This window comes from Kosakonia sp., assembly GCF_032052965.1.
Classification (GTDB): domain Bacteria; phylum Pseudomonadota; class Gammaproteobacteria; order Enterobacterales; family Enterobacteriaceae; genus Kosakonia.
Genome location: NZ_DAMBVN010000004.1, coordinates 18,636 through 40,717, shown reverse-complemented (window position 1 = coordinate 40,717; position 22,082 = coordinate 18,636). Strand labels below are relative to the sequence as shown.

Sequence of the window (22,082 nt, the reverse complement as noted above, 5' to 3'; positions counted from 1 at the left end):
GCGGTCTGTTAACGACGGTTGCCGAAAATACGCAGCAGCATCAGGAACAGGTTGATAAAGTCGAGGTACAGCGTCAAAGCGCCAAGAATGGCGGTTTTACGCAGTTGAGAATGATCGCGGAGATCAATTTGTTGACCAATGTTTTTCAGCTTTTGCGTGTCATAAGCCGTCAGTCCGACAAAGATCACGACGCCGATGTACGTCACGGCCCACATCAGCGCTTCACTCTTCAACCAGAAGTTAACCAGCGACGCGAGCACAATGCCAATCAGCCCCATAAACAGCATATTGCCAAAGCCGCTTAAGTCGCGTTTGGTGGTGTAACCGTACAAGCTCATGGCACCAAACATACCGGCGGTGACCACAAAAGTCGCGGCGATGGATTCGGCAGTGTAGATATACAAAATGCTGGATAACGTCAGGCCGGTGAGCGCTGAATAGAGCATAAACAGCGAAGTTGCGACACCGGCGCTCAGCTTATGAATCAGCCCCGAAAGGACAAACACCAGCGCCAGCTGGGCGATAATCAGACCGAAAAAAGTGATTTGGCTGGAGAATACCAGCGCCATCACTTTCTCATTTCCGGCAGCGTACCATGCCACAAAGGCGGTGAGCAGCAGGCCACATGTCATCCAGCCGTAGACCTGCGCCATATAAGTTTGTAGCCCGGTGCGGCTCTGCTGGACGATAGAATCAGAACGAGGATAACGGTCCATAGTCACTCCTGAATAGTAGGTTAATGCCCTATAAGCGTAACACATCCGCACTCAACGCATTACCAACGCTGCGCGGCCTGTTTATCGCTGTCGCGTGCTTCCACCCAGCGTTCCCCTTCCGGCGTGGCCTCGCGCTTCCAGAACGGTGCGCGCGTCTTCAGATAATCCATAATAAACTGACCGGCTTCGAAGGCGCTGCTGCGGTGCGCGCTGGCGACGCCAACAAAGACAATCTCATCCCCAGGCCACAGTTCGCCCACGCGGTGATAGACCGTGACCCGCCCCAGCGGCCAACGGTTGCGCGCCTCTGCGACGATTTCTGCCAGCGATTTTTCGGTCATTCCCGGATAATGTTCCAGCGTTAACGCGCTGACGCTGTCGCCAAGGTTATGGTTACGCACTTTGCCGGTAAAAGTCACGACCGCGCCATCTTCGTCCCGCGCGGCTAGCCAGGTGTACTCGTCACCGACACTGAACGCGGCGGGATCAACACAAATTCGGGTTTCGCTCATCTCAGCCCCCGGTTACCGGTGGGAAAAACGCCACCTCGTCGCCACGGGTCAGAGGATGGTCAAAACTGACCAGCGTCTGATTCACCGCCGCCAGCAACTTGCCCTCTTCCAGCGCCAGTGCCCAACGGTCACCCTGCGCCGCCAGATGCTGACGCAGCGCTTCTACAGAGGGGAATACGGTGTCAGTGGCGATGCTGTCGCAACCGACCAGTTCACGCACCTGCGCGAAAAACAGGACTTTAATCATCACTCTCAACCCTGAAATCACCCGACTTACCGCCACTTTTTGCCAGCAAACGCACCGGCCCAATTACCATATCTTTCTGCACTGCTTTGCACATGTCGTAAATGGTCAACGCCGCCACCGAGGCCGCCGTTAACGCTTCCATTTCCACGCCGGTTTTGCCCGTCAGGCGGCAAAGCGCCTCAATGCGCACCCGGTTACGCTCCGGCTCGGCCTGCAACAGCACTTCGACTTTGCTCAGCAGCAACGGGTGACAAAGAGGGATCAGTTCCCAGGTGCGTTTTGCTGCCTGGATCCCGGCAATACGTGCAGTGGCGAACACGTCGCCTTTGTGGTGGCTGCCGTCGACAATCATGGCCAAGGTTTGCGGCAACATGGTGACAAAGGCTTCGGCGCGTGCTTCACGAACGGTTTCTGCTTTGGCGGAAACATCCACCATGTGGGCTTCGCCATTGGCATTAATATGGGTCAGTTGTGACATAACTTATTTCTTAAGATGGGGATGGAAATTACACGGGCGCGTGCGCGCATCCAGCTGCGGGGCAATAATGTTTTCCCATGCGGTACGGCAGGCTTTAGTCGAACCAGGCATGGCGAAAATCAGCGTGTTATTGGCCATGCCCGCCACGGCGCGAGATTGCAGAGTGGATGTACCAATCTCTTCAAAAGAGAGCATACGGAACAGCTCACCAAATCCCTGGATTTCACGGTCGAACAGCGGCAGCAACGCTTCGGGTACCTGATCACCCTCGGTAAAGCCGGTACCGCCGGTGATGAGCACGACCTGCACATCATCACGGGCAATCCACGCGGAAACCTGCGCGCGAATGGCATAACGGTTCTCTTTAACAATCGCCTTATCCACTACCTGGTGACCGGCGTCATGTGCCTCATCACGCAGCAAATGGCCCGAGGTGTCGTCCTCTTCACCACGGCGGTTTGACACTGTCAAAATCGCCAATTTCACCGGAATAAACTCAGCGCTGACCTGACTCATCTTACTCTCCTTGCGGCGATCACCCGCCGATGTATGAAAGGTTTTGCGTAATACCTGTATTGCCCTGGTGCAGGAAGTGGGTCTGCTTTTTATGCGTTAACGCCGCGGCAATACGCTGTTCCAGCATTGCTTGCTGTGCATCATGCTGTAGCAGGTCGCGCAGATCTACACCGCCATCGCCAAACAGACACAAGTGGAGTTTGCCGACGGAGGAGACGCGCAGACGGTTACAGCTGGCGCAGAAATCTTTTTCATAAGGCATGATCAGGCCAATCTCTCCGGCATAATCCGGATGGCAAAAAACCTGTGCCGGGCCGTCGCTGCGCTGGCGCAACTGGTGGATCCAACCGCGTTGGAGCAGTTGATCGCGCAGCACCATGCCCGAAATATGATGATTGCGGAACAGTTCACTGCCCTCGCCCGTTTCCATCAATTCGATAAAGCGTAGCTGGACAGGGCGCGATTTGATCCACGCCAGAAAGGTGTCGAGTTGGTGGTGGTTGACGTCGCGCATCAGCACCGTGTTGACTTTGACCTTAGCAAAGCCTGCGGCGAAGGCGGCATCGATACCGTCCATTACCTGGCGGAATTTATCCTGCCCGGTAATGGCATGAAACTGGCGGGCATCCAGACTGTCGAGGCTGACGTTAATGGCGGTCAGGCCGGCATCGCGCCATTGCACAACATCACGGGCCAGACGATAGCCATTGGTGGTGACGGCAATCTGGCGGATAGCGCTGTTTTCACGCACGGTGGCGATGATGTCGGTAAAATCGCGGCGCAGCGACGGCTCACCACCCGTCAGGCGCACCTTTTCCGTACCCATGGCACTGAAGGCACGCGTTACGCGGCGAATTTCATCGACGCTGAGAAAGCCTTTATTGTTGACGCCGCCCGGCTTGTAACCGTCCGGCAAACAGTAGGTGCAACGAAAGTTGCACACATCGGTGATCGACAAACGCAAGTAGTAAAACTTACGCGCGAACGCATCGGTAAGTTGTGAGGCCATGTACACCTTTCCAAGTACGGGAGATGCAGTCATTTCTTCCTGCACCCTGGTAGCAGCTTCTGCTACGGCCAGAACACCGTATCTTTCGACGTAGGCGCAAAGGCTTGAGTGTATATATTGTATGTAACGCTAACATTGCTTAGGGCGATAGTAGCGCGATCGCGGGGGTTCCGCCATCACGATCAACGTTATATAAAACAATATATAGCGATATGATCGTGCACTTTCGCCACAGAGTACGTGAAAATGCCGTTTTTGCCTTGATATGTGTCATTTTACCCTCCGCGCAGCATCGTCTTTTGGTGGTATTTACGCTAACGTAGCGGAGTCATTCTTCATAAGGAATCATTATGCGTAATCGCACACTTGCAGACCTGGATCGTGTGGTCGCTCTCGGCGGCGGGCACGGCCTTGGGCGTGTAATGTCTTCGCTTTCCTCACTGGGTTCACGGCTAACAGGGATTGTGACGACCACCGATAACGGTGGTTCCACCGGGCGTATTCGCCGCTCCGAAGGCGGTATCGCCTGGGGAGATATGCGTAACTGCCTCAATCAGTTAATTACCGAACCCAGCGTCGCTTCCGCCATGTTTGAGTATCGTTTTAGCGGAAATGGCGAACTTTCCGGGCATAACCTTGGAAATTTAATGTTAAAGGCGTTGGATCACCTGAGTGTGCGGCCGCTGGAAGCCATCAATTTAATTCGTAATTTATTAAAGGTGGATGCTTTTTTAATTCCGATGTCAGAGCAACCGGTCGATTTAATGGCCACCGACAGTGAAGGCCATCAGGTTTACGGCGAAGTGAATATTGATCAACTGCATGCCCCAATTCAGGAGCTCATGCTGTTCCCCAAAGTGCACGCCACCCGCGAAGCGGTGCAAACCATTGCCGAAGCGGATTTAATTATTATTGGCCCTGGCAGTTTTTACACTAGCCTGCTGCCCCTCCTCCTGCTTGATGAGCTGGCACAGGCGCTGCGAAGAACGCCCGCACCGGTGGTTTATATTGCCAATCTTGGTAAAGAGCTAAGCCCGGCCGCCGCCAGCCTGAAACTGGGCGATAAGCTGGCAATTATGGAGCAGTACGTCGGGAGAAAAATTGTCGATGCCGCCATCGTTGGGCCAAAAGTAGACACGAGTGGCGTGAGCGATCGGCTGATTATTCAGGAAGTGCTGGAAGCCAGCGATATCCCCTATCGTCACGATCGCCACCTGCTGCGTGCAGCGCTGGAGAAAGCGGTACAGCAACTCGGCTGAGCCACGGGCGGGTAATCTTAACGCCCGCTGACGCTTTCTTAATTTCTTAAGGTTGTCTTAAAAAAACGTTGTCATCCTTCCGTCACACTCATTGCCGGACACGGATTCGCTATGTTTCACTTTCGTCGGCCCGCCTTAAGCCGTCTGCTGTTTATTTTTCTGTTTGCGGTCTATATCGCGTTACCACTGAACAGCGTCTTCTATCACCATGCGTTTATGCTTCTGCCGGTGGATTCACTGCGTAACTGGCTGGTATTTCTTTCCATGCCGCTGGTGGCATTCGCGGTCATTAATATTGTCGTCACCCTGGCGTCGTTTATTTTCCTCGATCGGTTGCTCATTACCCTGTTTGTATTGGTCAGCGCGGCGGCACAATACTTTATTTCGACGTTTGGCATCATTATCGATCGTTCAATGATCACCAATATTCTCGACACCACGCCGGCGGAGAGTTTTGCCCTGCTGTCGACAAAAATGGTGCTGACGTTACTGTTTACCGCCGTGCTGGCTGTGGCTATCGCCTGGTGGATCAAGATTAAGCCCGCCCGTTCGGTACTGCGCAGCGTGATTTATCGTCTTATCAGCGTGGTACTTTCCGCGCTGCTTATCGTGCTGGTCGCGCTGCTGTTTTATAAAGATTACGCCTCGCTGTTTCGTAATAATAAAGAGCTGGTGAAAGATCTCAGTCCTTCTAATTCAATTGCCGCTTCACTGTCATGGTATTCCCACCACAGCATGGCGAATTTGCCGTTAATGAGACTCGGCGAAGATGCGCGCCAGCGCCCGGAAATGCAAAACGGGCCGCGTAAAAACCTGACGATCCTGGTACTGGGCGAAACCTCCCGTGCAGAAAACTTCTCGCTGGGCGGTTATACGCGCGAAACGAACCCGTTGTTAAAACACGATAATGTGTTCTATTACCCGCATACTGCCTCTTGCGGTACCGCCACCGCCATTTCTGTGCCATGCATGTTCTCGGGAATGACGCGCGCGCATTACGATGATCAGCTGGCGGCGCACCAGGAAGGGTTGCTGGATATTATTCAGCGCGCGGGAATAAACGTTTTGTGGAATGAGAACGACGGCGGCTGTAAAGGGGCGTGTAGCCGCGTGCCGACGCAGGATATGACCGCGTTAAATTTGCCGGATCTTTGCATTGAAGGCGAGTGTCAGGACGAGATCCTGTTCCACGATCTCGCCAGCTATATTGATAAATTACAGGGCGATGGGGTAATAGTTCTGCATACCATTGGCAGCCATGGGCCAACGTACTACAACCGTTATCCACCGCAGTTCCGCAAGTTTACACCGACCTGCGATACCAATGAGATCCAGACCTGCTCGCAGCAGCAACTGGTCAACACGTATGATAATACGATCCTGTATGTTGACTATATTGTTGATAAAGCAATTAAACTGCTGCAATCGAAGCAGGACAAATTTACCACCAGCCTGGTCTACCTCTCCGATCATGGGGAATCGCTTGGTGAAAACGGCGTCTATTTGCACGGCCTGCCCTGGTCCATTGCGCCGGAAACACAAAAACATGTGCCGATGCTGCTGTGGTTGTCGGAGGATTATCAGCAGCGTTACGGCATTAACAGCCAGTGTTTGCAGAAAAATGCCCGGGAGCAGGACGTCTCGCAGGACAACCTCTTCCCTACCATGTTGGGTATACTGGGTGTCAGCACGAAAGAGTACCGTGCCCAGGACGATCTCTTAACGTCATGCCGGGAGCAGGCTAAATGAAAATTCTGGTAATTGAAGACGACGCTCTGCTGTTGCAGGGGTTAATTCTGGCAATGCAAAGCGAAGGCTATGCCTGCGATGGTGTATCCACCGCGCATGAGGCCACGCTGTGCCTGGCGAACGGCCATTACAGCCTGATTGTTCTGGACCTCGGGTTGCCGGACGAAGACGGCTTGCATCTGCTTACCCGCCTGCGTCGCGAGAAATTTACCCTACCGGTACTGATCCTGACCGCACGCGACACGCTGGAAGACAGGGTTGCCGGGTTAGATACCGGCGCAGACGACTATTTGGTCAAGCCCTTTGCGTTGGATGAACTTAACGCCCGCATTCGCGCGCTGCTGCGTCGACATAACAATCAGGGCGATAACGAAATCACCCACGGCAATCTGACGCTGAATGTTACCCGCCGCCAGGCCTGGCTGGACGGCCAGTTACTGGATTTAACGCCGAAGGAATACGCACTGCTGTCGCGCCTGATGCTAAAAGCCGACAGCCCGGTGCACCGGGAAATCCTCTACAACGATATCTACAACTGGGATAACGAGCCGTCGACCAACACGCTGGAAGTGCATATTCATAATCTGCGCGACAAAATCGGCAAATCCCGGATCCGCACCGTGCGCGGTTTTGGCTACATGCTGGTGCATCACGAGAACCGGACGGAGTAATGGCTATTTTCGACTTCAGGCACTGGAGCATGCGCCGCCGCTTGCTGCTCACCATTGGCGGTATTTTGGTGTTTTGTCAGGTAATTAGCGTGTTCTGGCTATGGCATGAAAGCGAGGAACAAATCCAGCTGCTGGTGCAAAGTGCCATGCACAATCACAACAATCACAAGCAGATCGAGCATGAAGTCCGTGAAGCGGTCGCCAGCCTGCTGGTACCGAGTCTGCTTATTGTGGGTCTGGCGTTGCTGATTTGTATGCAGGCGGTCAAAAACATCACCAGTCCGCTTTCTGAGTTGCAACAGGAACTGGATAAGCGCACCCCGGATAACCTGCAGCCGATTACCCTGAACAACAGCGTCAGTGAAGTTGAGGCCGTCACTTCGGCGATCAACGAACTGGTTTCGCGCCTGACGCAAACACTGGATCGGGAGCGGCTGTTTACCGCCGATGTGGCGCATGAATTGCGTACACCGCTGGCCGGTTTACGCCTGCACCTGGAGTTAATGGCCAAAGCCAATGGCCTGAATGTTGATCCGCTAGTACAGCGCCTTGACCAGATGACGGAAAACATCGCCCAGTTGCTGCAACTGGCCCGTGTGGGGCAGTCCTTCTCAGCAGGGAGTTACCAGCAGGTGATGCTGCTGGAAGATGTGGTGATGCCGATTCAGGGCGAACTGGAACGGATCCTCGCCGGGCGGCAACAGCAGTTGGTGATCCCACTCGATGCACAAGCAATCCCGGTTTCCGGCGATGTGACCCTGCTGCGGGTGCTGTTAAGAAACCTGGTGGAAAATGCCCATCGCTACAGCCCGGCGGGGACCACCATCAGCGTGCGTATAGAAGGAGCTGCCTCGCCCGTGCTGGCCGTGGAAGACGAAGGGCCGGGGATCGATGAGAGCCGCAGCGGCGAGCTGAGCAAAGCGTTTGTACGGATGGATAGTGGGTACGGGGGAATTGGGCTGGGATTAAGTATTGTTTCACGCATTGCGCAATTACACGACGCGCAATTCTTTTTGCACAACCGAAAAACGCAGTCAGGCGTGCGGGCATGGGTTAAATTCCACCCTGTCACCCGCTAAGCGCATTTAGTAGCTTAACACCCACATATGACTGAAGCCGATCACCAACGCCAGGACAAAGGCGACAGCGAAAAACTCACGAACACGCATTTGTTGCATCACACTGCCCTCCAGTAAACCGGAGGCCAGTTTGTCAGTGTTGTATTAAGCCAACATTAAGCTGGCCCGGCGGAATCAGCGTAAAGTGTGACAGAGAGCAAGTTATGAAGCGGCAATGAACAGATCGCGCAGTTGATGCAACTGATCGCGAACTTTTGCGGCCTCTTCGAACTCAAGATTCTGCGCATGCTGCATCATTTGCCCTTCCAGCTCGTGGATTTTCTGTTGTAGCGCTTTCGGCGTCAGCGCCAGTTCAGCCGCTTCTACCTGAGCCGGCGTGCGCGATTTACCACGCCCTTTCGCACGCGTTTTCGCCAGCCCTTCGCCCAGTGCCAGAATATCCACTACTTTTTTATTCAGGCCTTGCGGTGTAATGCCGTGCTCTTCGTTATAGCGCTGTTGTTTCTCGCGACGACGTTCAGTTTCACCTATCGCTTTCGCCATTGATGGCGTGATTTTATCGCCGTAGAGGATCGCCTTACCGTTGATATTACGCGCCGCGCGGCCAATGGTCTGAATAAGCGAGCGTTCAGAACGCAGGAACCCTTCTTTGTCGGCATCCAGAATCGCCACCAGCGAAACTTCCGGCATATCCAGCCCTTCGCGCAGTAAGTTGATGCCCACCAGCACATCAAACTCGCCCAGACGCAGATCGCGGATAATTTCCATACGTTCGACAGTGTCGATATCGGAGTGCAGGTAGCGAACGCGCTCGCCGTGCTCTTCAAGGTATTCGGTTAAATCTTCTGCCATACGCTTGGTCAGCGTGGTGACCAGTACGCGTTCGTTAATTTGCACACGCTTACGGATTTCCGAGAGCAGATCATCGACCTGTGTTGCCACCGGGCGTACTTCAATCACCGGATCGAGCAGTCCGGTCGGACGCACCACCTGATCAACAACATCATCGCCAGATTTTTCCAACTCGTAATTCCCCGGCGTCGCCGAGACGTAGATGGATTGCGGCGCCAGCGCTTCAAACTCCTCAAATTTCAACGGGCGGTTGTCCAGCGCGGAGGGCAGACGGAAGCCATACTCCACCAGCGTTTCTTTGCGCGCCCGGTCGCCACGGTACATGCCGCCAATTTGCGGGATGGTCACGTGCGATTCATCGATTACCAGCAAACCATCCGCAGGCAGATAATCAAACAGCGTCGGCGGCGGTTCGCCCGGCCCACGCCCGGAGAGATAACGGGAGTAGTTTTCAATACCGGAGCAGTAACCCAGCTCGTTCATCATTTCCAGGTCAAACTGAGTACGCTGACTAAGGCGCTGTTCTTCAAGCAGTTTATTATTCGCCAGCAGCGATTTACGGCGATCGGCAAGCTCGTCTTTGATCTCCTCCATCGCCTGTACTATCCGCTCACGCGGCGTCACATAGTGTGTTTTGGGGTAGACCGTGAAACGCTGTATGGTAGCTTCCACATGGCCGGTCAGCGGATCAAACAGCGACAGGCGTTCCACCTCTTCGTCGAACAGCTCCACACGCAGCGCCAGATCGTCCGATTCTGCCGGGAAAATATCGATTACTTCGCCACGTACGCGGAAAGTGCCGCGCTGAAAAGCCTGGTCGTTACGGGTATATTGCAGCTCAGCCAGCCGGCGCAGAATCGAACGCTGGTCGATGATCATGCCGATGGTTAAATGCAACATCATCTTCAGGTACAGATCCGGATCGCCAAGGCCGTAAATGGCAGAAACGGATGCCACCACCACTACATCGCGCCGCTCCAGCAAGGCTTTGGTTGCCGACAGACGCATCTGCTCGATATGTTCATTTACCGAGGCGTCTTTTTCGATAAACGTGTCGGAGCTGGGCACGTAGGCTTCTGGCTGATAGTAGTCGTAGTAGGAGACAAAATACTCGACGGCGTTATCCGGGAAAAACTCCTTCATTTCGCCGTACAGCTGGGCGGCCAGCGTTTTATTCGGTGCCAGCACCATCGTGGGACGCTGCAGATCGGCAATCACGTTCGCAATGGTGAACGTCTTCCCTGAACCGGTTACGCCAAGTAGCGTCTGGTGGGCGAGACCGTCTTCCAGACCTTCCTTGAGACGACGGATAGCTTCTGGCTGATCGCCGGACGGGCGAAAAGCGGAATTCAGTTTGAACGGTTTACTCATGAACGGCTACCTGATGAAGGAATGAGCGGGCAGGTAACACATTTTACTCACCCTCCGCAGATTTGCCAATAAATAATACTGTATGTAAAAACAGTAGCAAAATCCTTTATGTGCTCTACGCATGCGCCTGGGGTATGTTCCTCGCTAAAATTTCAACGCGGATAAGATAAAACACCAGGTCTTGCAGGTTATCCCCAGAAGATTTTCTCTTTTAACAATTGTCAAGCCAGCCAGTGAAAGTTTTGTGGCAGCCAATGACACTTTTCTTACAGGCATTGATTTTATTTAACGCATTGAAATATAAGTATAATTGCAAAAAGCCGCGTTTCGCACCAATTCAGGCGCAAGCCGCGTCCCTTCTCGCTTGCCACGCGTTTTCTAACTCTAATACACAAGGTTATCCACAGGAATAGTGGATAACTGCCGCCAGGCCGTATACCCCGCCTTCCGCCAAATTCCCATGTCGTCCCAAATCAGGGTCGCTAAAAAATTTTTATCACTTCTTTTTGCTGATTTTCAGCTAACGAAGCGCCAGATCCCCGGACGATCCTCCTCACAATTTGCGGTTTTTCTGCACCACAACTCATCACTACAAGCACCGGTAAAGTGCAGCATTTTTTGCTGGGATTGTTCCTCATCACGTTTTAAATGCCAGCGAGATCGGCCATATCCGAAAAAAAAGTCTTTATACCGTTCTGGCAAGCCTTTTGCAGAGTTTGAGTGTCACCCGACCGAGATAAGGAACAGGCCATGTTGAGCTTACGTGCAATTAACCAGTATTACGGTAACCAGCATACATTGTGGAACATCGACCTCGATTTAACCCCAGGCGTCTGCACCTCGGTGATTGGGTTGCCAGGTATGGGCAAAACCACCCTCATCAACTGCATCACCGGTTATCTCCCCGTGGAGAGTGGCAGCATGATCTGGCAGGAAGCTGGCGCGCCGCCCTGTAATCTGCTTAGCCTGCAGGCGGAACACCGGTGCGCCATCGGCATGGGGTATGTGCCGCAAGACAAACGGATATTTTCACAGTTGACCATCGAAGAGAATCTGCACATTGCGATGCTGGCGGGCGGTGAGCCACGCAGCGCCGTAAGCCAGGATATTTACGATCTGTTCCCGGAGCTCTATGCGCTACGAAAAGAGCGCGGCGCGGCATTATCAGAAGATAACCAGCATCAACTGGCACTGGCGCGGGCGCTGGTGACCCACCCGCGCCTGCTGATCCTGGACGAACCGACGCGTGGGCTCGGCCAGGCATTTGTGCATAAACTGGGCAACCTGATTGTGCGCCTCAACCAGGACTTCGGCATGACCGTCTTACTGGCGGAGCAGCAGCTTTCGTTTATTCGCCGTGTCGCCGATCGCTTCTGCCTGCTGCACCGCGGGCGCAGTGTCGCCGGGGGGGATATCAAACAGTTGGATGACCAGATGCTTTCGCACTGGATGACGCCGGGCGCAGGACACTGAGATCAAGAAAGTGGCCTGTGTTTTCCCTTTCCGCTGCATGGGCAAACCACGGGATTTCGCCAATCAACGGTGCCGGGATCATCCGCCGAAGCGTTGCCATATACTCCGCATGGCGCCTGCCCGGCTCGACCACATCGTTGGCTATCCAGCCGGCCAGCGTTAATCCCGCCTGCTGCACCGCCTGCGCCGTCAGCAAGGCGTGATTGATACAGCCCAGCTTGACCCCCACCACGAGGATCACGGGCAACTGTTCCGCCGCGACCCAGTCGGCAAAGGTCAGGGTTTCAGACAACGGCGTGAACCATCCCCCGGCACCTTCCACCAGTAGCCATTCGGCGTCTATTTCCAGCCGCCGCAGCCCGGCAGACATCACCGATGCCTCAATGGGTTGCCCGAGATCCGCACTGACAATATGCGGTGAGGTCGGCTCCGCAAAGGTGTACGGGTTAATGGCATCATAGGCCAGTGACAGGCTGCTGTAGTACTGCAGCGCCAGCGCATCGCTATTGCGCAGCCCTTGCGCCGTCATCTCGCTGCCGGAGGCTACCGGTTTATAACCGACGCTGCGTAATCCACGTAAATTCGCCGCTTGTAGCAAGGTACAACTTGCCACGGTTTTACCGACTTCAGTGTCCGTCCCGGTGACAAAATAACGCTCAGTCACGTGTTAATACTCCCCAAAAAAGATGGTAACTCAGCGGGCATTTACCCTGCTGTTGCGGCCAGGCAAGATGTAAACGCTGCAATTTGCCGCGCGTCAGTCCCTGTTGCCTGCCCGCATGTAAATGTGTTGCGCCAATACCTTTTAGCGAACGCAGCGCGCTGGCGGCATCGTCAAACCAGAGTGTGATTCGCTCCGTCCCGGCATCGAAACGCCAGCCCTGTAACGCCTGTTGGATCGCAGCAAGACTTAAAAAGCGGTTCGCGTGCGGAGCACTATCGATAGCCTGCCATGCCTGATTCAGCTCCGGCAGAGAATCGTCCACCAGCGTGGTAAACGCCACCCGACCGCCGGGGCGCGTCACGCGGTGTAATTCAGCGATCGCCTGATGCAAATCGTTACACCACTGCACCGCAAGATTGCTCCATACCAGTGAAAACGCGGTATCGGCAAAGGGCAGTGCTTCGATATCGCCCGTCACATACTGCTGCGCGCTGTACTGGCGACGCGCCTCATCCAGCATGCTGGCAGAGAGATCCAGGGCCGTGACATCACTGCCCTGCCCGCGCCAGTAACGGCTCATTGTCCCCGGTCCACAACCGGCATCCAGCACGTTATCTGCTGTGTAGTCGCCAAGTTTCGACAGCAGAAGATCGGCGCTCAGGCGTTGTAACGCATCGTGGCGGGCATAACTCTGTGCAGCCCGGCCGAAGGCGGCGGCCACGGCCTGTTTATTCACCGCCATGCAGCACCTCCAGTAAACGATCGATATCCTGAGCCTGATGTTCCGCCGTCAAGGTTAAACGCAGGCGTGCTGTGCCGGGCGGTACGGTAGGCGGGCGGATCGCCGTCACCCAACAGTTCTGCTGCCGCAGGCGTTCGGCAAGGCGCAACGCACGCGCATTCTCACCGACGATCAACGGCTGAATGGCACTCTGCGAACCCGTTACCGCCAACGGTAACTGCGCAGCGCCCCGGCGGAATTGCGCGATTCGCGCCGCCAGACGTTGACGCCGGTCGTCACCTTCAGGGCTTCGGATCACCTGCAAGGCGGCGCGCAACGCCAGCGCCTGTGCAGGCGGCATTGAAGTGCTGTAAATCAGATGGCGGGCGAATTGCAGCAAATAGTTGGCTACCGTGTCGCTGCACAGTACCGCCGCGCCACTCACACCAACGCCTTTGCCAAAGGTAACAATCAGCACATCGGGCTTGATGCCCTGTTGATGGCAACTTCCGCGTCCCTGCTCTCCCACCACACCAATGCCATGCGCATCATCCACCATCAACCACGCCTGCGTTTGCTGCACAGTCTCACTGATTGCACACAGAGGGGCGCTATCGCCATCCATACTGAAAATGCCTTCAGTGACCACCAGTTGCTGACCAGAGAGCGGTTTTGCCAGCAACGAGGCCAGTTGCCGGACGTCGTTATGGGCAAAACGCCGCAGCTGTGCCGGGCTGTGGCTGGCCGCTTCCAGCAGCGAGGCGTGACTGAGCTTGTCGGCCACAATACGATCCTCTTTCGCCGTTAACGCCGCAATCACCGCCTGGTTAGCCGAAAACCCCGAGATAAAAAGCAGCGCACGCGGGTACCCCAGCCAGTCCGCCAGTTCATTTTCTAATGCCTGATGCGCCACCGTGTGGCCGGAGACATGGCCAGAACCGCCACTGCCGACACCGAATTGTTCGGCACCTTGTTGCCAGGCGCGAACAACGAACGGGTGCTGGCTTAACCCCAGGTAATCATTACTGGAAAAATTGCAATAGCGGCGATCGCCTATCGTCAGCCAGCGTCCGGCCCCCTGGCACACGACATGCCGGGTGCGCAGAGCCTCTGCCGCGCGGCGTTCGCTCAGCGCGTTGTCGATGCGTTGTTGCCAGTTCACAGGGCAGCCGCGTTGTAATACTGGTCAGTATCGGCATGCAACAGTTGGGCTTCTATCTGCTGTTGTTGCTCATTATCGCCGCTGAGAACCGCAGTCTGTTGTGGATTCAGCCCCAGCTTGCGGAACAACTGCAGATCGTTATCTTCTTCCGGGTTGGGGGTGGTGAGCAGTTTGCAGCCGTAAAAAATCGAGTTGGCCCCGGCCATAAAGCACATCGCCTGGGTTTGTTCATTCATCTGCTCGCGACCAGCAGAGAGACGAACGTAAGAGGAAGGCATCATGATACGGGCCACAGCAATGGTGCGAATAAAGTCGAATGCATCGACATCCTCATTCTCCGCCAGTGGCGTGCCCTTCACCTTCACCAACATATTGATCGGCACACTTTCCGGCGGCGTCGGCAGATTAGCCAGTTGCAGCAACAGGCCCGCACGATCGGTGACCGTTTCGCCCAGTCCGACAATGCCACCCGAGCAGACTTTGATCCCGGCGCCACGCACTTTCTCCAGCGTATCGAGACGTTCCTGGTAAGTGCGGGTGGTAATGATGTTGCCGTAAAATTCCGGGGAGGTGTCGAGATTATGGTTGTAATAATCCAGCCCGGCGTGCGCCAGACGCTGCGCCTGACTTTCATTCAGCGTACCGAGAGTCATGCAGGCTTCCAGCCCCATGGCTTTGACCCCTTCGACCATCTTTTCGAGGTAGGGCATATCCCTGTCCTGCGGGTTTTTCCAGGCCGCGCCCATGCAGAAACGGGTGGAGCCGGCTTGTTTTGCCTGGCGGGCCGATTCCAGCACCTGTTCCACTTCCATTAGCCGTTCCGTTTCCAGACCGGTTTTGTAGCGCGCGCTCTGCGGGCAGTATTTGCAATCTTCCGGGCAGGCACCGGTTTTAATCGACAGCAGTGTGCTGACCTGGACCTGGCGTGGATCGAAATGTTGGCGGTGGATCTGCTGCGCTTCAAACAGCAGCTCCAGTAACGGTTTTTCGAACAAAGCGGTAACCTGCGACATTGTCCAGCGTGCGTGGTGAGCCATCGGGCGTCTCCAAAAGGTGTTGTTAATTCATTATTCGGTGTAGACTTGTAAACCTAAAACTTTTTAATTTGGTTTACAAGTCGATTATGACCCCGGACGATTTAGCCTTTGACCAGCGCCATATCTGGCACCCTTACACTTCCATGACCGCGCCCCTGCCCGTTTACCCGGTGCAATCGGCACAGGGATGCGAACTGCAACTGGCGGGCGGCGAGCGACTGGTGGATGGCATGTCCTCCTGGTGGGCAGCGATCCACGGCTACGGGCACCCTGCCATTAATGCCGCAATGAAAACGCAAATTGATGCCATGTCCCATGTGATGTTCGGGGGAATTACCCACGAGCCTGCGGTCGCGTTGTGCCGCAAACTGGTAGCCATGACCCCGGCGGCGCTGGAGTGCGTCTTTCTGGCGGACTCCGGCTCCGTCGCGGTGGAAGTGGCAATGAAAATGGCGCTGCAATACTGGCAGGCGAAAGGCGAAGCACGGCAACGTTTCCTGACCTTCCGCAACGGCTATCACGGCGACACCTTCGGGGCGATGTCGGTCTGCGATCCGGACAACTCCATGCACAGCCTGTGGAAAGGCTACCTGCCGGAAAACCTGTTTGCCCCCGCACCACAAAGCCGCTTTGACGGCCACTGGGACGAGCACGATATGGTGGCATTCGCCCGCCTGATGGCCGCACATCGCCATGAGATTGCAGCGGTGATCCTCGAACCGGTGGTTCAGGGGGCTGGCGGCATGCGCATGTATCACCCGCAGTGGCTAAAACGCATCCGGGCGATGTGCGACAGGGAAGGCATTTTGTTGATTGCCGATGAAATCGCCACCGGCTTTGGCCGCACGGGTAAACTGTTTGCCTGCGAGCATGCGGATATCACGCCGGATATCCTCTGCCTTGGCAAAGCGCTGACCGGCGGGGCGATGACGCTTTCGGCAACACTGACCACCCGCAAGGTGGCAGAAACCATCAGCAATGGCGAGGCGGGCTGCTTTATGCATGGCCCAACATTTATGGGCAACCCACTGGCCTGCGCGGCGGCATCCGCCAGCCTGGCGCTGCTGGAGAGCGGTGCATGGCAGGCACAGGTCGCCGCGATTGAAGCACAGTTAAACGCAGAACTGGCCCCCGCGCGCGAGGCTGCCACGGTGGCGGATGTGCGTGTGCTGGGCGCCATCGGTGTGGTAGAAACGCATTCGCCGGTAAATATGGCCGCGCTCCAGCGCTTCTTTGTCGAACAAGGCGTATGGATCCGTCCGTTTGGGCGCCTGATCTACCTCATGCCACCCTACGTTATTACCGCCGAACAACTCTCATGCCTGACCCGCGCGGTCAATGCTGCCGTGCAGCGTCACGACCTGTTCTCTGCCTGATCGCACTCACAGATACCCCGGATGCACTACACTTCCGGGGTGACTTTAGCGATGCATCCGGAGGAAAAGATGGCAATCTTAATGGTACTGACCTCACACGACACCCTTGGCGATACCGGTAAAAAAACCGGCTTCTGGCTGGAAGAATTCGCCGCCCCCTGGTACATATTTCAGGACGCGGGCATTGAAGTCGCGCTGGCTTCACCCGCTGGCGGGCAACCACCGCTCGATCCTAAAAGCGACGAACCTGATGCACAAACTCAGGACACAGAACGCTTTCGTCGCGATAGCAAAGCGCAACACGCACTTGCTAACACCCTGAGGCTCGACGCGATTTCAACGGAAGAGTATGAAGCCGTCTTCTATCCTGGCGGACATGGCCCCCTGTGGGATCTGGCCGGGCACCCGCTCTCTATCGCATTGATTGAGAAATATTGGGCTGAAGGCAAACCTGTGGCCGCGGTGTGCCACGCACCAGGCGTATTGCGCCATACCCATAAGCCAGACGGCTCGCCGCTGGTAGAAGGTAAACGGGTCACCGGATTTACCAACAGCGAAGAAGAGGCGGTCGGGTTAACGCAAGTGGTTCCTTTTTTAGTGGAAGATGCGTTAAAACAAGCGGGCGGCCAATTTGAGCGCACTGAAGATTGGGGCGTGCATGTAGTGACCGATGGTCATTTGATCACCGGGCAGAACCCGGCCTCTTCCGCTGCGACGGCACAAGAATTATTGAAACGACTGCATCGCTAATCAAGGAGCACCAATGAAGTTACTCAGCCATGATTTACGCGACGGAGAAAAACTCCCGCATCGCCATGTGTTTAACGGCATGGGCTATGACGGCGATAACCTTTCGCCGCATTTAACATGGGATGATGTTCCCGCCGGTACCAAAAGCTTTGTTGTCACCTGTTACGATCCGGATGCCCCCACCGGTTCGGGCTGGTGGCACTGGATCGTCGCCAACCTGCCAGCCGATACACGGGTGTTGCCGCAGGGGGCCGGATCGGGCATTTCCCCCCTGCCAGACGGCGCGGTACAGACCCGCACCGATTTTGGTAAGGCGGGCTACGGTGGTGCCGCGCCACCGAAAGGCGAAACTCACCGCTACATCTTTACTGTCTATGCTCTCGATGTGGACAAGCTGGACGTGGATGAAGACGCCAGCGGTGCAATGGTCGGGTTTAATGTCCATTTCCATAAACTGGCCAGCGCCAGCCTGACCGCGCTCTTTAGCTAAATGGCTGCTCAGCGCATGCACTCCGGTGATTGGGTGGACTTTCGTCGCGAGCAGGAAACCGGCATTGAAAGCGTCAGCGCCCATTTTACCGGCCATGCTTATGATCCGCACGATCATGATGAGGTGCTGGTCGGTGTAACCCAACAAGGCGTGCAGCGTTTTAATTGCCACCGTGAGTTGCACACCAGCCGCCCCGGCCGCGCTATTTTGATCGAGCCGGGCGCGGTACATGACGGGCATGCGCCCGATAAATCCGGCTTCACCTACGCCATGCTTTACCTGCCTCAACAGTGGGTCACCACCATGTTGCAGCAACGTGGGCAGCACGATGTGTCGCAAATCGAAGCGGCCTTTCGCCATACGCTCACCGACGATGATCTGCTGATCCACGCTATTCAGCAGGCCTTTTTCGCTATCCACCACCAGGAAGGTCGACTCGCGCGCGATCAGAGCCTCGATCATCTGTTGAAGCTATTAACCCGGCATATTGATGGCAAAGCGGTTCAGCCTGCGGATGAAACGGCGCTGCGTATGCAGAAGGTCAGGGAGATGCTGCACGACCGCATGGCCGACGATATCGGGTTGGACGACATTTCTGCGCAGTGCGGCATTGACCGTTTTCGCCTGAGCAGGCAATTTCAGAAAGCCTTTGGCCAAACGCCGCACGCCTGGCTGGTGCGCCTGCGTCTGCGCACTGCCCGTGCGCTGCTGAGCCACGGTATCGAGCCTGCCCAGGTGGCGATACAGGTCGGTTTTGCCGATCAAAGCCACCTTGGCCGCTGGTTTCAGCGCGCTTATCGCCTCTCCCCTGCCGCCTTCCAGCGGCAGTGCACAAACGTTCTATCGCGCTGAACACACTTCTCCGATGATGGTTTTTTTTATGACAGATGGAGAAGAAAACGCATGTTTGATACCAAAGTTGCCCTTGTGGTGAGAGACGATCTGGAGAGCTGGCAACGGTTAAATGTGGTGGCGTTTCTTGCAACCGGGGTGGTGTCTGCCGCGCCCGAGGTGCTGGGCGAACCCTATGTCGATGCCGCCGGGCGACATTACCCGCGCATTGCCGGTCAGCCCATGCTGATTTTTGCCGGGTCGCTCGACGATCTACAGCGTACCCACCGCAAAGGGCTGGAGCGCGATGTGACCCTCGTCCCGTATGTGGAAGCGATGTTCGCCACAGGCAATGATGATGCTAATCGGGCCGTTTTCCTGCAAGAGGATGCAGACGCGCTAAATCTGGTCGGCATTGCCCTGCGCGGGCCGAAAAAAGCCGTGGATAAGGTCATCAAAGGCCTTACCCTGCACCCCTGAAAATCCTCCCCGCCGCCGGCACTGTGCGGCGGGAATATCCGTGTTAAGAACACCGTGGCAATTTTCACCCTTTTACTGACGACTTTTTTCTGTTTTGGCTTCCTGTTTCGCTCAACTTAGTATACAAAAGCAGGCTTTGACGTAACCTTTTCAACTTTGCATAGTCTGGAGCACCCCTTGAACACATCATCGGTTTCCCGTCTGGCGCTGGCGCTCGCTTTTGGCGTGACACTGACCGCCTGTAGCTCAACCCCGCCAGCTGAACGCCCGTCTGAACAAACTGCGCCTGGCACCCCGGCGCGTCCTATTCTTAGCGCGGGCGAAGCGAAAAACTTCGTGGCTGAGCGTTACTTTACCGCCATGACGCCAGACAGCGCGGCATGGAAACCGTTCGCCATCCGCCTGCCGGAGAAAGCCGATTTTGTGGTTGGCCCGGCGGGAACAGCCGGTGTGACTCATACCACTATCCAGGCTGCGGTCGATGCGGCGATCAACAAGCACTCCAGCGAACGTCAGTACATTGCCGTGATGCCTGGCGAATATACCGGTACGGTGTATGTGCCGGCAGCCTCCGGTAGCGTGACCCTCTACGGTACGGGTGAGAAGGCGCAGGATGTGAAAATCGGCCAGGCGATCGACTCCGAAATGGATCCGAACAGCTGGCGTCGTCTGGTTAACCCATCAGGCAAATATATGCCGGGTAAACCGGCGTGGTATATGTTCGATAACTGCCAGAGCAAACGCAGCGCCACTGTGGGCGTGATGTGTTCTGCAGTATTCTGGTCGCAGAACAATGGTCTGCAGCTGCAGAACCTGACCATTCAGAACACGTTGGGCGATACCGTTGATGCAGGTAACCACCAGGCCGTGGCACTGCGCAGCGATGGCGACAAAGTGCAGATCAACAATGTCAATATTCTGGGCCGTCAGAACACCTTCTTCGTGACCAACAGCAATGTGGACAACACCCTGCGTACCGATCGTCAGACCCGCACGCTGGTGACCAACAGCTACCTTGAAGGCGATGTGGACATTGTGGCAGGTCGCGGTGCAGTGGTCTTTGATAATACCGACTTCCGCGTGGTTAACTCCCGTACGCAGCAGGCAGGCTATGTGTTTGCACCGGCCACACTGTCTAACCTTTATTATGGTTTCCTCGCCGTAAACAGCCGCTTTAACGCTGCCGGAAATGGCGTAGCGCAGCTTGGCCGTTCACTGGATGTCGATGGCAATACCAACGGTCAGGTGGTGATCCGCGATAGCGTGATCAACGAAGGCTTTAATGTGGCGAACCCCTGGGCGGACGCCAGCGTTTCTGGTCGCGCCTATGCCGGTAACACAGGCACAGTTGATGATAAAGGTAACGTCCAGCGCGAGCTGAACAACCCGCAGTTTAACCGCATGTGGGAGTTTAACAACCGCGGCGTGGGCAGCAAAGTGGTTGCGGTACCGAAGCAGTAACACGCGACGGGGGCACAACGCCAGCCCGTGATGCTGTTAAAAAAGCCGTAACATCCGTTACGGCTTTTTTTTACGCTTTTTGCCGCCCTGCGGGTGGCCTTTTCGACGCGGCTAATGCCCGTCAGTCGACTTAGTGGGCGTTTACCACCACCCACATCGGCCCCTGTCCTACCGCGTAGCGACCCTTTTCCGTCAGCAGTCCCTGTGCGCCCGTAATTTCATACAGCGCAATATGGTGCGACTTCTGCCCGGCGGCGATAACAAACTTCCCACTGTGATCCACATTAAAGCCGCGCGGCTGGGTTTCCGTTGGCTGGAACCCTTCCACCGCCAGCACGCTACCATCTTCAGAAACGCTGAAAATGGTCAGCAGGCTGGAGGTACGATCGCAGGCATACAAATGGCGGCCATCCGGCGTGATGTGAATATCTGCCGCCCAGCGAATATCGGAAAAATCGGCGGGCATCATATCCAGCGTCTGCACACACTCAATCTGGCCGTGCGCATCATTCAGTTGCCAGACATCGACGGAACTGTTCAGCTCATTAACGCAATAAGCAAAACGTTTGTTCGGATGGAAAGCCATATGACGCGGGCCAGCGCCTTCCACGGTCGCCACTTCTGCCGGTTCCTGCGCGGTCAGTTGACCATCATCGGCCAGCGTGAACAGGCAAATGCGATCCTGTTTTAAAGCAGGCACCCACAACGTGCGATTATCCGGAGAGATATTGGCCGAATGGCAGCCTTCCAGCCCTTCGACCACCTGCACGGTGTCGGTCGGAATGCCATCGTCGAGGCGGGTTACGCTGACGCAGCCAGCATTATAAGAGCCGCTGAACAGGAAACGCCCGCTGTGATCGGTTGAGATATGCGTCGGGCTGCCCGGTAATGGCGCTTCGGCAGTAAAGGTCAGCGCGCCGTCATCCGGGGCGATACGGTAAGCCAGAACGCGGAATTCCGGGCGTACGCCCACATAGAGGTAACGCTTGTCCGGGCTGACGACCATCGGCTGAACCTGGCCGGGAACATCGACCACCTGGACAAGCGTCAGGGTGCCTTCAGGAGCCAAACGCCAGACGTGGATCTGCTGACTTTCCGGACTTGCGGTATAAACGGTTTGTTTCATGAATACTCCTTTCCTCTCTTTTTCTGCGTTATATAACCAGGATAGTCGTTTG

23 protein-coding genes and 1 riboswitch are annotated in these 22,082 nt (G+C 55.6%); of the genes, 11 read left to right on the top strand and 12 right to left on the bottom strand.

Features of this window, described 5'->3' with window-relative positions; translation table 11 throughout:
* Positions 1 to 8: 8 nt before the first annotated feature.
* From RTX30_RS07005 to moaA, 6 genes are all read right to left on the bottom strand, one after another.
* Positions 9 to 716 (bottom strand): Bax inhibitor-1/YccA family protein, encoded by a 708-nt coding sequence (locus RTX30_RS07005; protein ID WP_312688331.1) that lies wholly within the window; start codon positions 714 to 716, stop codon positions 9 to 11.
* Between the two features lie 59 nt (positions 717 to 775).
* A complete protein-coding gene (gene moaE / locus RTX30_RS07000; protein WP_312688329.1) occupies positions 776 to 1,228 on the bottom strand; it encodes a molybdopterin synthase catalytic subunit MoaE in 453 nt (150 codons plus the stop codon).
* Between the two features lies 1 nt (position 1,229).
* Positions 1,230 to 1,475 (bottom strand): molybdopterin synthase sulfur carrier subunit, encoded by a 246-nt coding sequence (moaD, locus tag RTX30_RS06995; protein ID WP_312688739.1) that lies wholly within the window; start codon positions 1,473 to 1,475, stop codon positions 1,230 to 1,232.
* Positions 1,468 to 1,953 carry a cyclic pyranopterin monophosphate synthase MoaC gene (gene moaC / locus RTX30_RS06990; RefSeq protein ID WP_312688327.1) on the bottom strand — a complete coding sequence of 162 codons (486 nt, stop codon included), beginning with the start codon at positions 1,951 to 1,953 and terminating at the stop codon, positions 1,468 to 1,470. Before moaC ends, moaD begins: the two co-directional genes overlap by 8 nt.
* A gap of 3 nt (positions 1,954 to 1,956) precedes the next feature.
* Entirely contained in the window at positions 1,957 to 2,469 is a 513-nt protein-coding gene (gene moaB / locus RTX30_RS06985; RefSeq protein WP_312688325.1) for a molybdenum cofactor biosynthesis protein B, read from the bottom strand.
* Positions 2,470 to 2,488: 19 nt separating this feature from the next.
* Entirely contained in the window at positions 2,489 to 3,478 is a 990-nt protein-coding gene (gene moaA, locus RTX30_RS06980) for a GTP 3',8-cyclase MoaA (RefSeq protein WP_312688324.1), read from the bottom strand.
* Positions 3,466 to 3,601: riboswitch (molybdenum cofactor riboswitch) on the bottom strand. (Overlaps the previous gene by 13 nt.)
* Before the next feature lie 227 nt (positions 3,602 to 3,828).
* Between moaA and yvcK the strand changes: the two genes are divergently transcribed.
* From yvcK to pmrB, 4 genes are all read left to right on the top strand, one after another.
* A complete protein-coding gene (gene yvcK / locus RTX30_RS06975; RefSeq protein ID WP_312688322.1) occupies positions 3,829 to 4,737 on the top strand; it encodes a uridine diphosphate-N-acetylglucosamine-binding protein YvcK in 909 nt (302 codons plus the stop codon).
* Between the two features lie 111 nt (positions 4,738 to 4,848).
* Positions 4,849 to 6,486 carry a phosphoethanolamine transferase EptA gene (gene eptA / locus RTX30_RS06970; RefSeq protein WP_312688319.1) on the top strand — a complete coding sequence of 546 codons (1,638 nt, stop codon included), beginning with the start codon at positions 4,849 to 4,851 and terminating at the stop codon, positions 6,484 to 6,486.
* On the top strand, positions 6,483 to 7,157 hold the full coding sequence (gene pmrA, locus RTX30_RS06965; protein WP_312688316.1) for a two-component system response regulator PmrA: 675 nt from the start codon (positions 6,483 to 6,485) through the stop codon (positions 7,155 to 7,157). Before eptA ends, pmrA begins: the two co-directional genes overlap by 4 nt.
* Positions 7,157 to 8,236 carry a two-component system sensor histidine kinase PmrB gene (gene pmrB / locus RTX30_RS06960; protein ID WP_312688313.1) on the top strand — a complete coding sequence of 360 codons (1,080 nt, stop codon included), beginning with the start codon at positions 7,157 to 7,159 and terminating at the stop codon, positions 8,234 to 8,236. The genes pmrA and pmrB overlap by 1 nt, the downstream gene beginning before the upstream one ends.
* A 201-nt stretch (positions 8,237 to 8,437) precedes the next feature.
* Here pmrB and uvrB read toward each other — a convergent pair whose 3' ends face one another.
* Positions 8,438 to 10,459 (bottom strand): excinuclease ABC subunit UvrB, encoded by a 2,022-nt coding sequence (gene uvrB, locus RTX30_RS06955; RefSeq protein ID WP_312688310.1) that lies wholly within the window; start codon positions 10,457 to 10,459, stop codon positions 8,438 to 8,440.
* A 750-nt stretch (positions 10,460 to 11,209) separates the two neighbouring features.
* Between uvrB and RTX30_RS06950 the strand changes: the two genes are divergently transcribed.
* Positions 11,210 to 11,932: an ATP-binding cassette domain-containing protein gene (locus RTX30_RS06950; protein ID WP_312688307.1), complete on the top strand. Its 723-nt coding sequence runs from the start codon at positions 11,210 to 11,212 to the stop codon at positions 11,930 to 11,932.
* On the opposite strand, the gene bioD is transcribed toward RTX30_RS06950, so the two are convergent.
* Genes bioD through bioB form a run of 4 tightly spaced genes read right to left on the bottom strand, consistent with a single transcriptional unit; the run spans position 11,874 to position 15,516 of the window.
* Positions 11,874 to 12,596, bottom strand: a complete 723-nt coding sequence (bioD, locus tag RTX30_RS06945) for a dethiobiotin synthase (protein WP_312688305.1) — start codon at positions 12,594 to 12,596, stop codon at positions 11,874 to 11,876. The genes RTX30_RS06950 and bioD overlap by 59 nt on opposite strands.
* Positions 12,589 to 13,338, bottom strand: coding sequence for a malonyl-ACP O-methyltransferase BioC (gene bioC, locus RTX30_RS06940; protein ID WP_312688303.1), 750 nt, complete (start codon positions 13,336 to 13,338; stop codon positions 12,589 to 12,591). The genes bioD and bioC overlap by 8 nt, the downstream gene beginning before the upstream one ends.
* Complete coding sequence (bioF, locus tag RTX30_RS06935; protein WP_312688300.1) at positions 13,325 to 14,479, bottom strand: 8-amino-7-oxononanoate synthase; 1,155 nt, start codon at positions 14,477 to 14,479, stop codon at positions 13,325 to 13,327. The genes bioC and bioF overlap by 14 nt, the downstream gene beginning before the upstream one ends.
* On the bottom strand, positions 14,476 to 15,516 hold the full coding sequence (gene bioB, locus RTX30_RS06930; protein ID WP_312688297.1) for a biotin synthase BioB: 1,041 nt from the start codon (positions 15,514 to 15,516) through the stop codon (positions 14,476 to 14,478). Before bioB ends, bioF begins: the two co-directional genes overlap by 4 nt.
* An 86-nt stretch (positions 15,517 to 15,602) precedes the next feature.
* On the opposite strand from bioB, the gene bioA reads away from it, so the two are divergent.
* The 6 genes from bioA to RTX30_RS06900 all read left to right on the top strand — a co-directional run bounded on the left by bioA (position 15,603) and on the right by RTX30_RS06900 (position 20,904).
* Positions 15,603 to 16,892: an adenosylmethionine--8-amino-7-oxononanoate transaminase gene (gene bioA, locus RTX30_RS06925; RefSeq protein WP_409429805.1), complete on the top strand. Its 1,290-nt coding sequence runs from the start codon at positions 15,603 to 15,605 to the stop codon at positions 16,890 to 16,892.
* Between the two features lie 69 nt (positions 16,893 to 16,961).
* On the top strand, positions 16,962 to 17,642 hold the full coding sequence (locus RTX30_RS06920) for a type 1 glutamine amidotransferase domain-containing protein (RefSeq protein ID WP_312688291.1): 681 nt from the start codon (positions 16,962 to 16,964) through the stop codon (positions 17,640 to 17,642).
* A 13-nt stretch (positions 17,643 to 17,655) separates the two neighbouring features.
* A complete protein-coding gene (locus tag RTX30_RS06915; RefSeq protein WP_312688288.1) occupies positions 17,656 to 18,132 on the top strand; it encodes a kinase inhibitor in 477 nt (158 codons plus the stop codon).
* Positions 18,133 to 18,984, top strand: a complete 852-nt coding sequence (locus tag RTX30_RS06910) for an AraC family ligand binding domain-containing protein (protein WP_409429804.1) — start codon at positions 18,133 to 18,135, stop codon at positions 18,982 to 18,984.
* Positions 18,985 to 19,035: 51 nt separating this feature from the next.
* Positions 19,036 to 19,443: a DUF2000 family protein gene (locus tag RTX30_RS06905; RefSeq protein ID WP_312688285.1), complete on the top strand. Its 408-nt coding sequence runs from the start codon at positions 19,036 to 19,038 to the stop codon at positions 19,441 to 19,443.
* A 177-nt stretch (positions 19,444 to 19,620) separates the two neighbouring features.
* The gene (locus tag RTX30_RS06900; RefSeq protein ID WP_312688284.1) at positions 19,621 to 20,904 is read left to right on the top strand and encodes a putative acyl-CoA thioester hydrolase; all 1,284 of its coding nucleotides are present in this window, start codon (positions 19,621 to 19,623) and stop codon (positions 20,902 to 20,904) included.
* Between the two features lie 130 nt (positions 20,905 to 21,034).
* Here RTX30_RS06900 and pgl read toward each other — a convergent pair whose 3' ends face one another.
* Positions 21,035 to 22,030 (bottom strand): 6-phosphogluconolactonase, encoded by a 996-nt coding sequence (gene pgl / locus RTX30_RS06895; RefSeq protein ID WP_312688282.1) that lies wholly within the window; start codon positions 22,028 to 22,030, stop codon positions 21,035 to 21,037.
* Between the last annotated feature and the right edge of the window lie 52 nt (positions 22,031 to 22,082).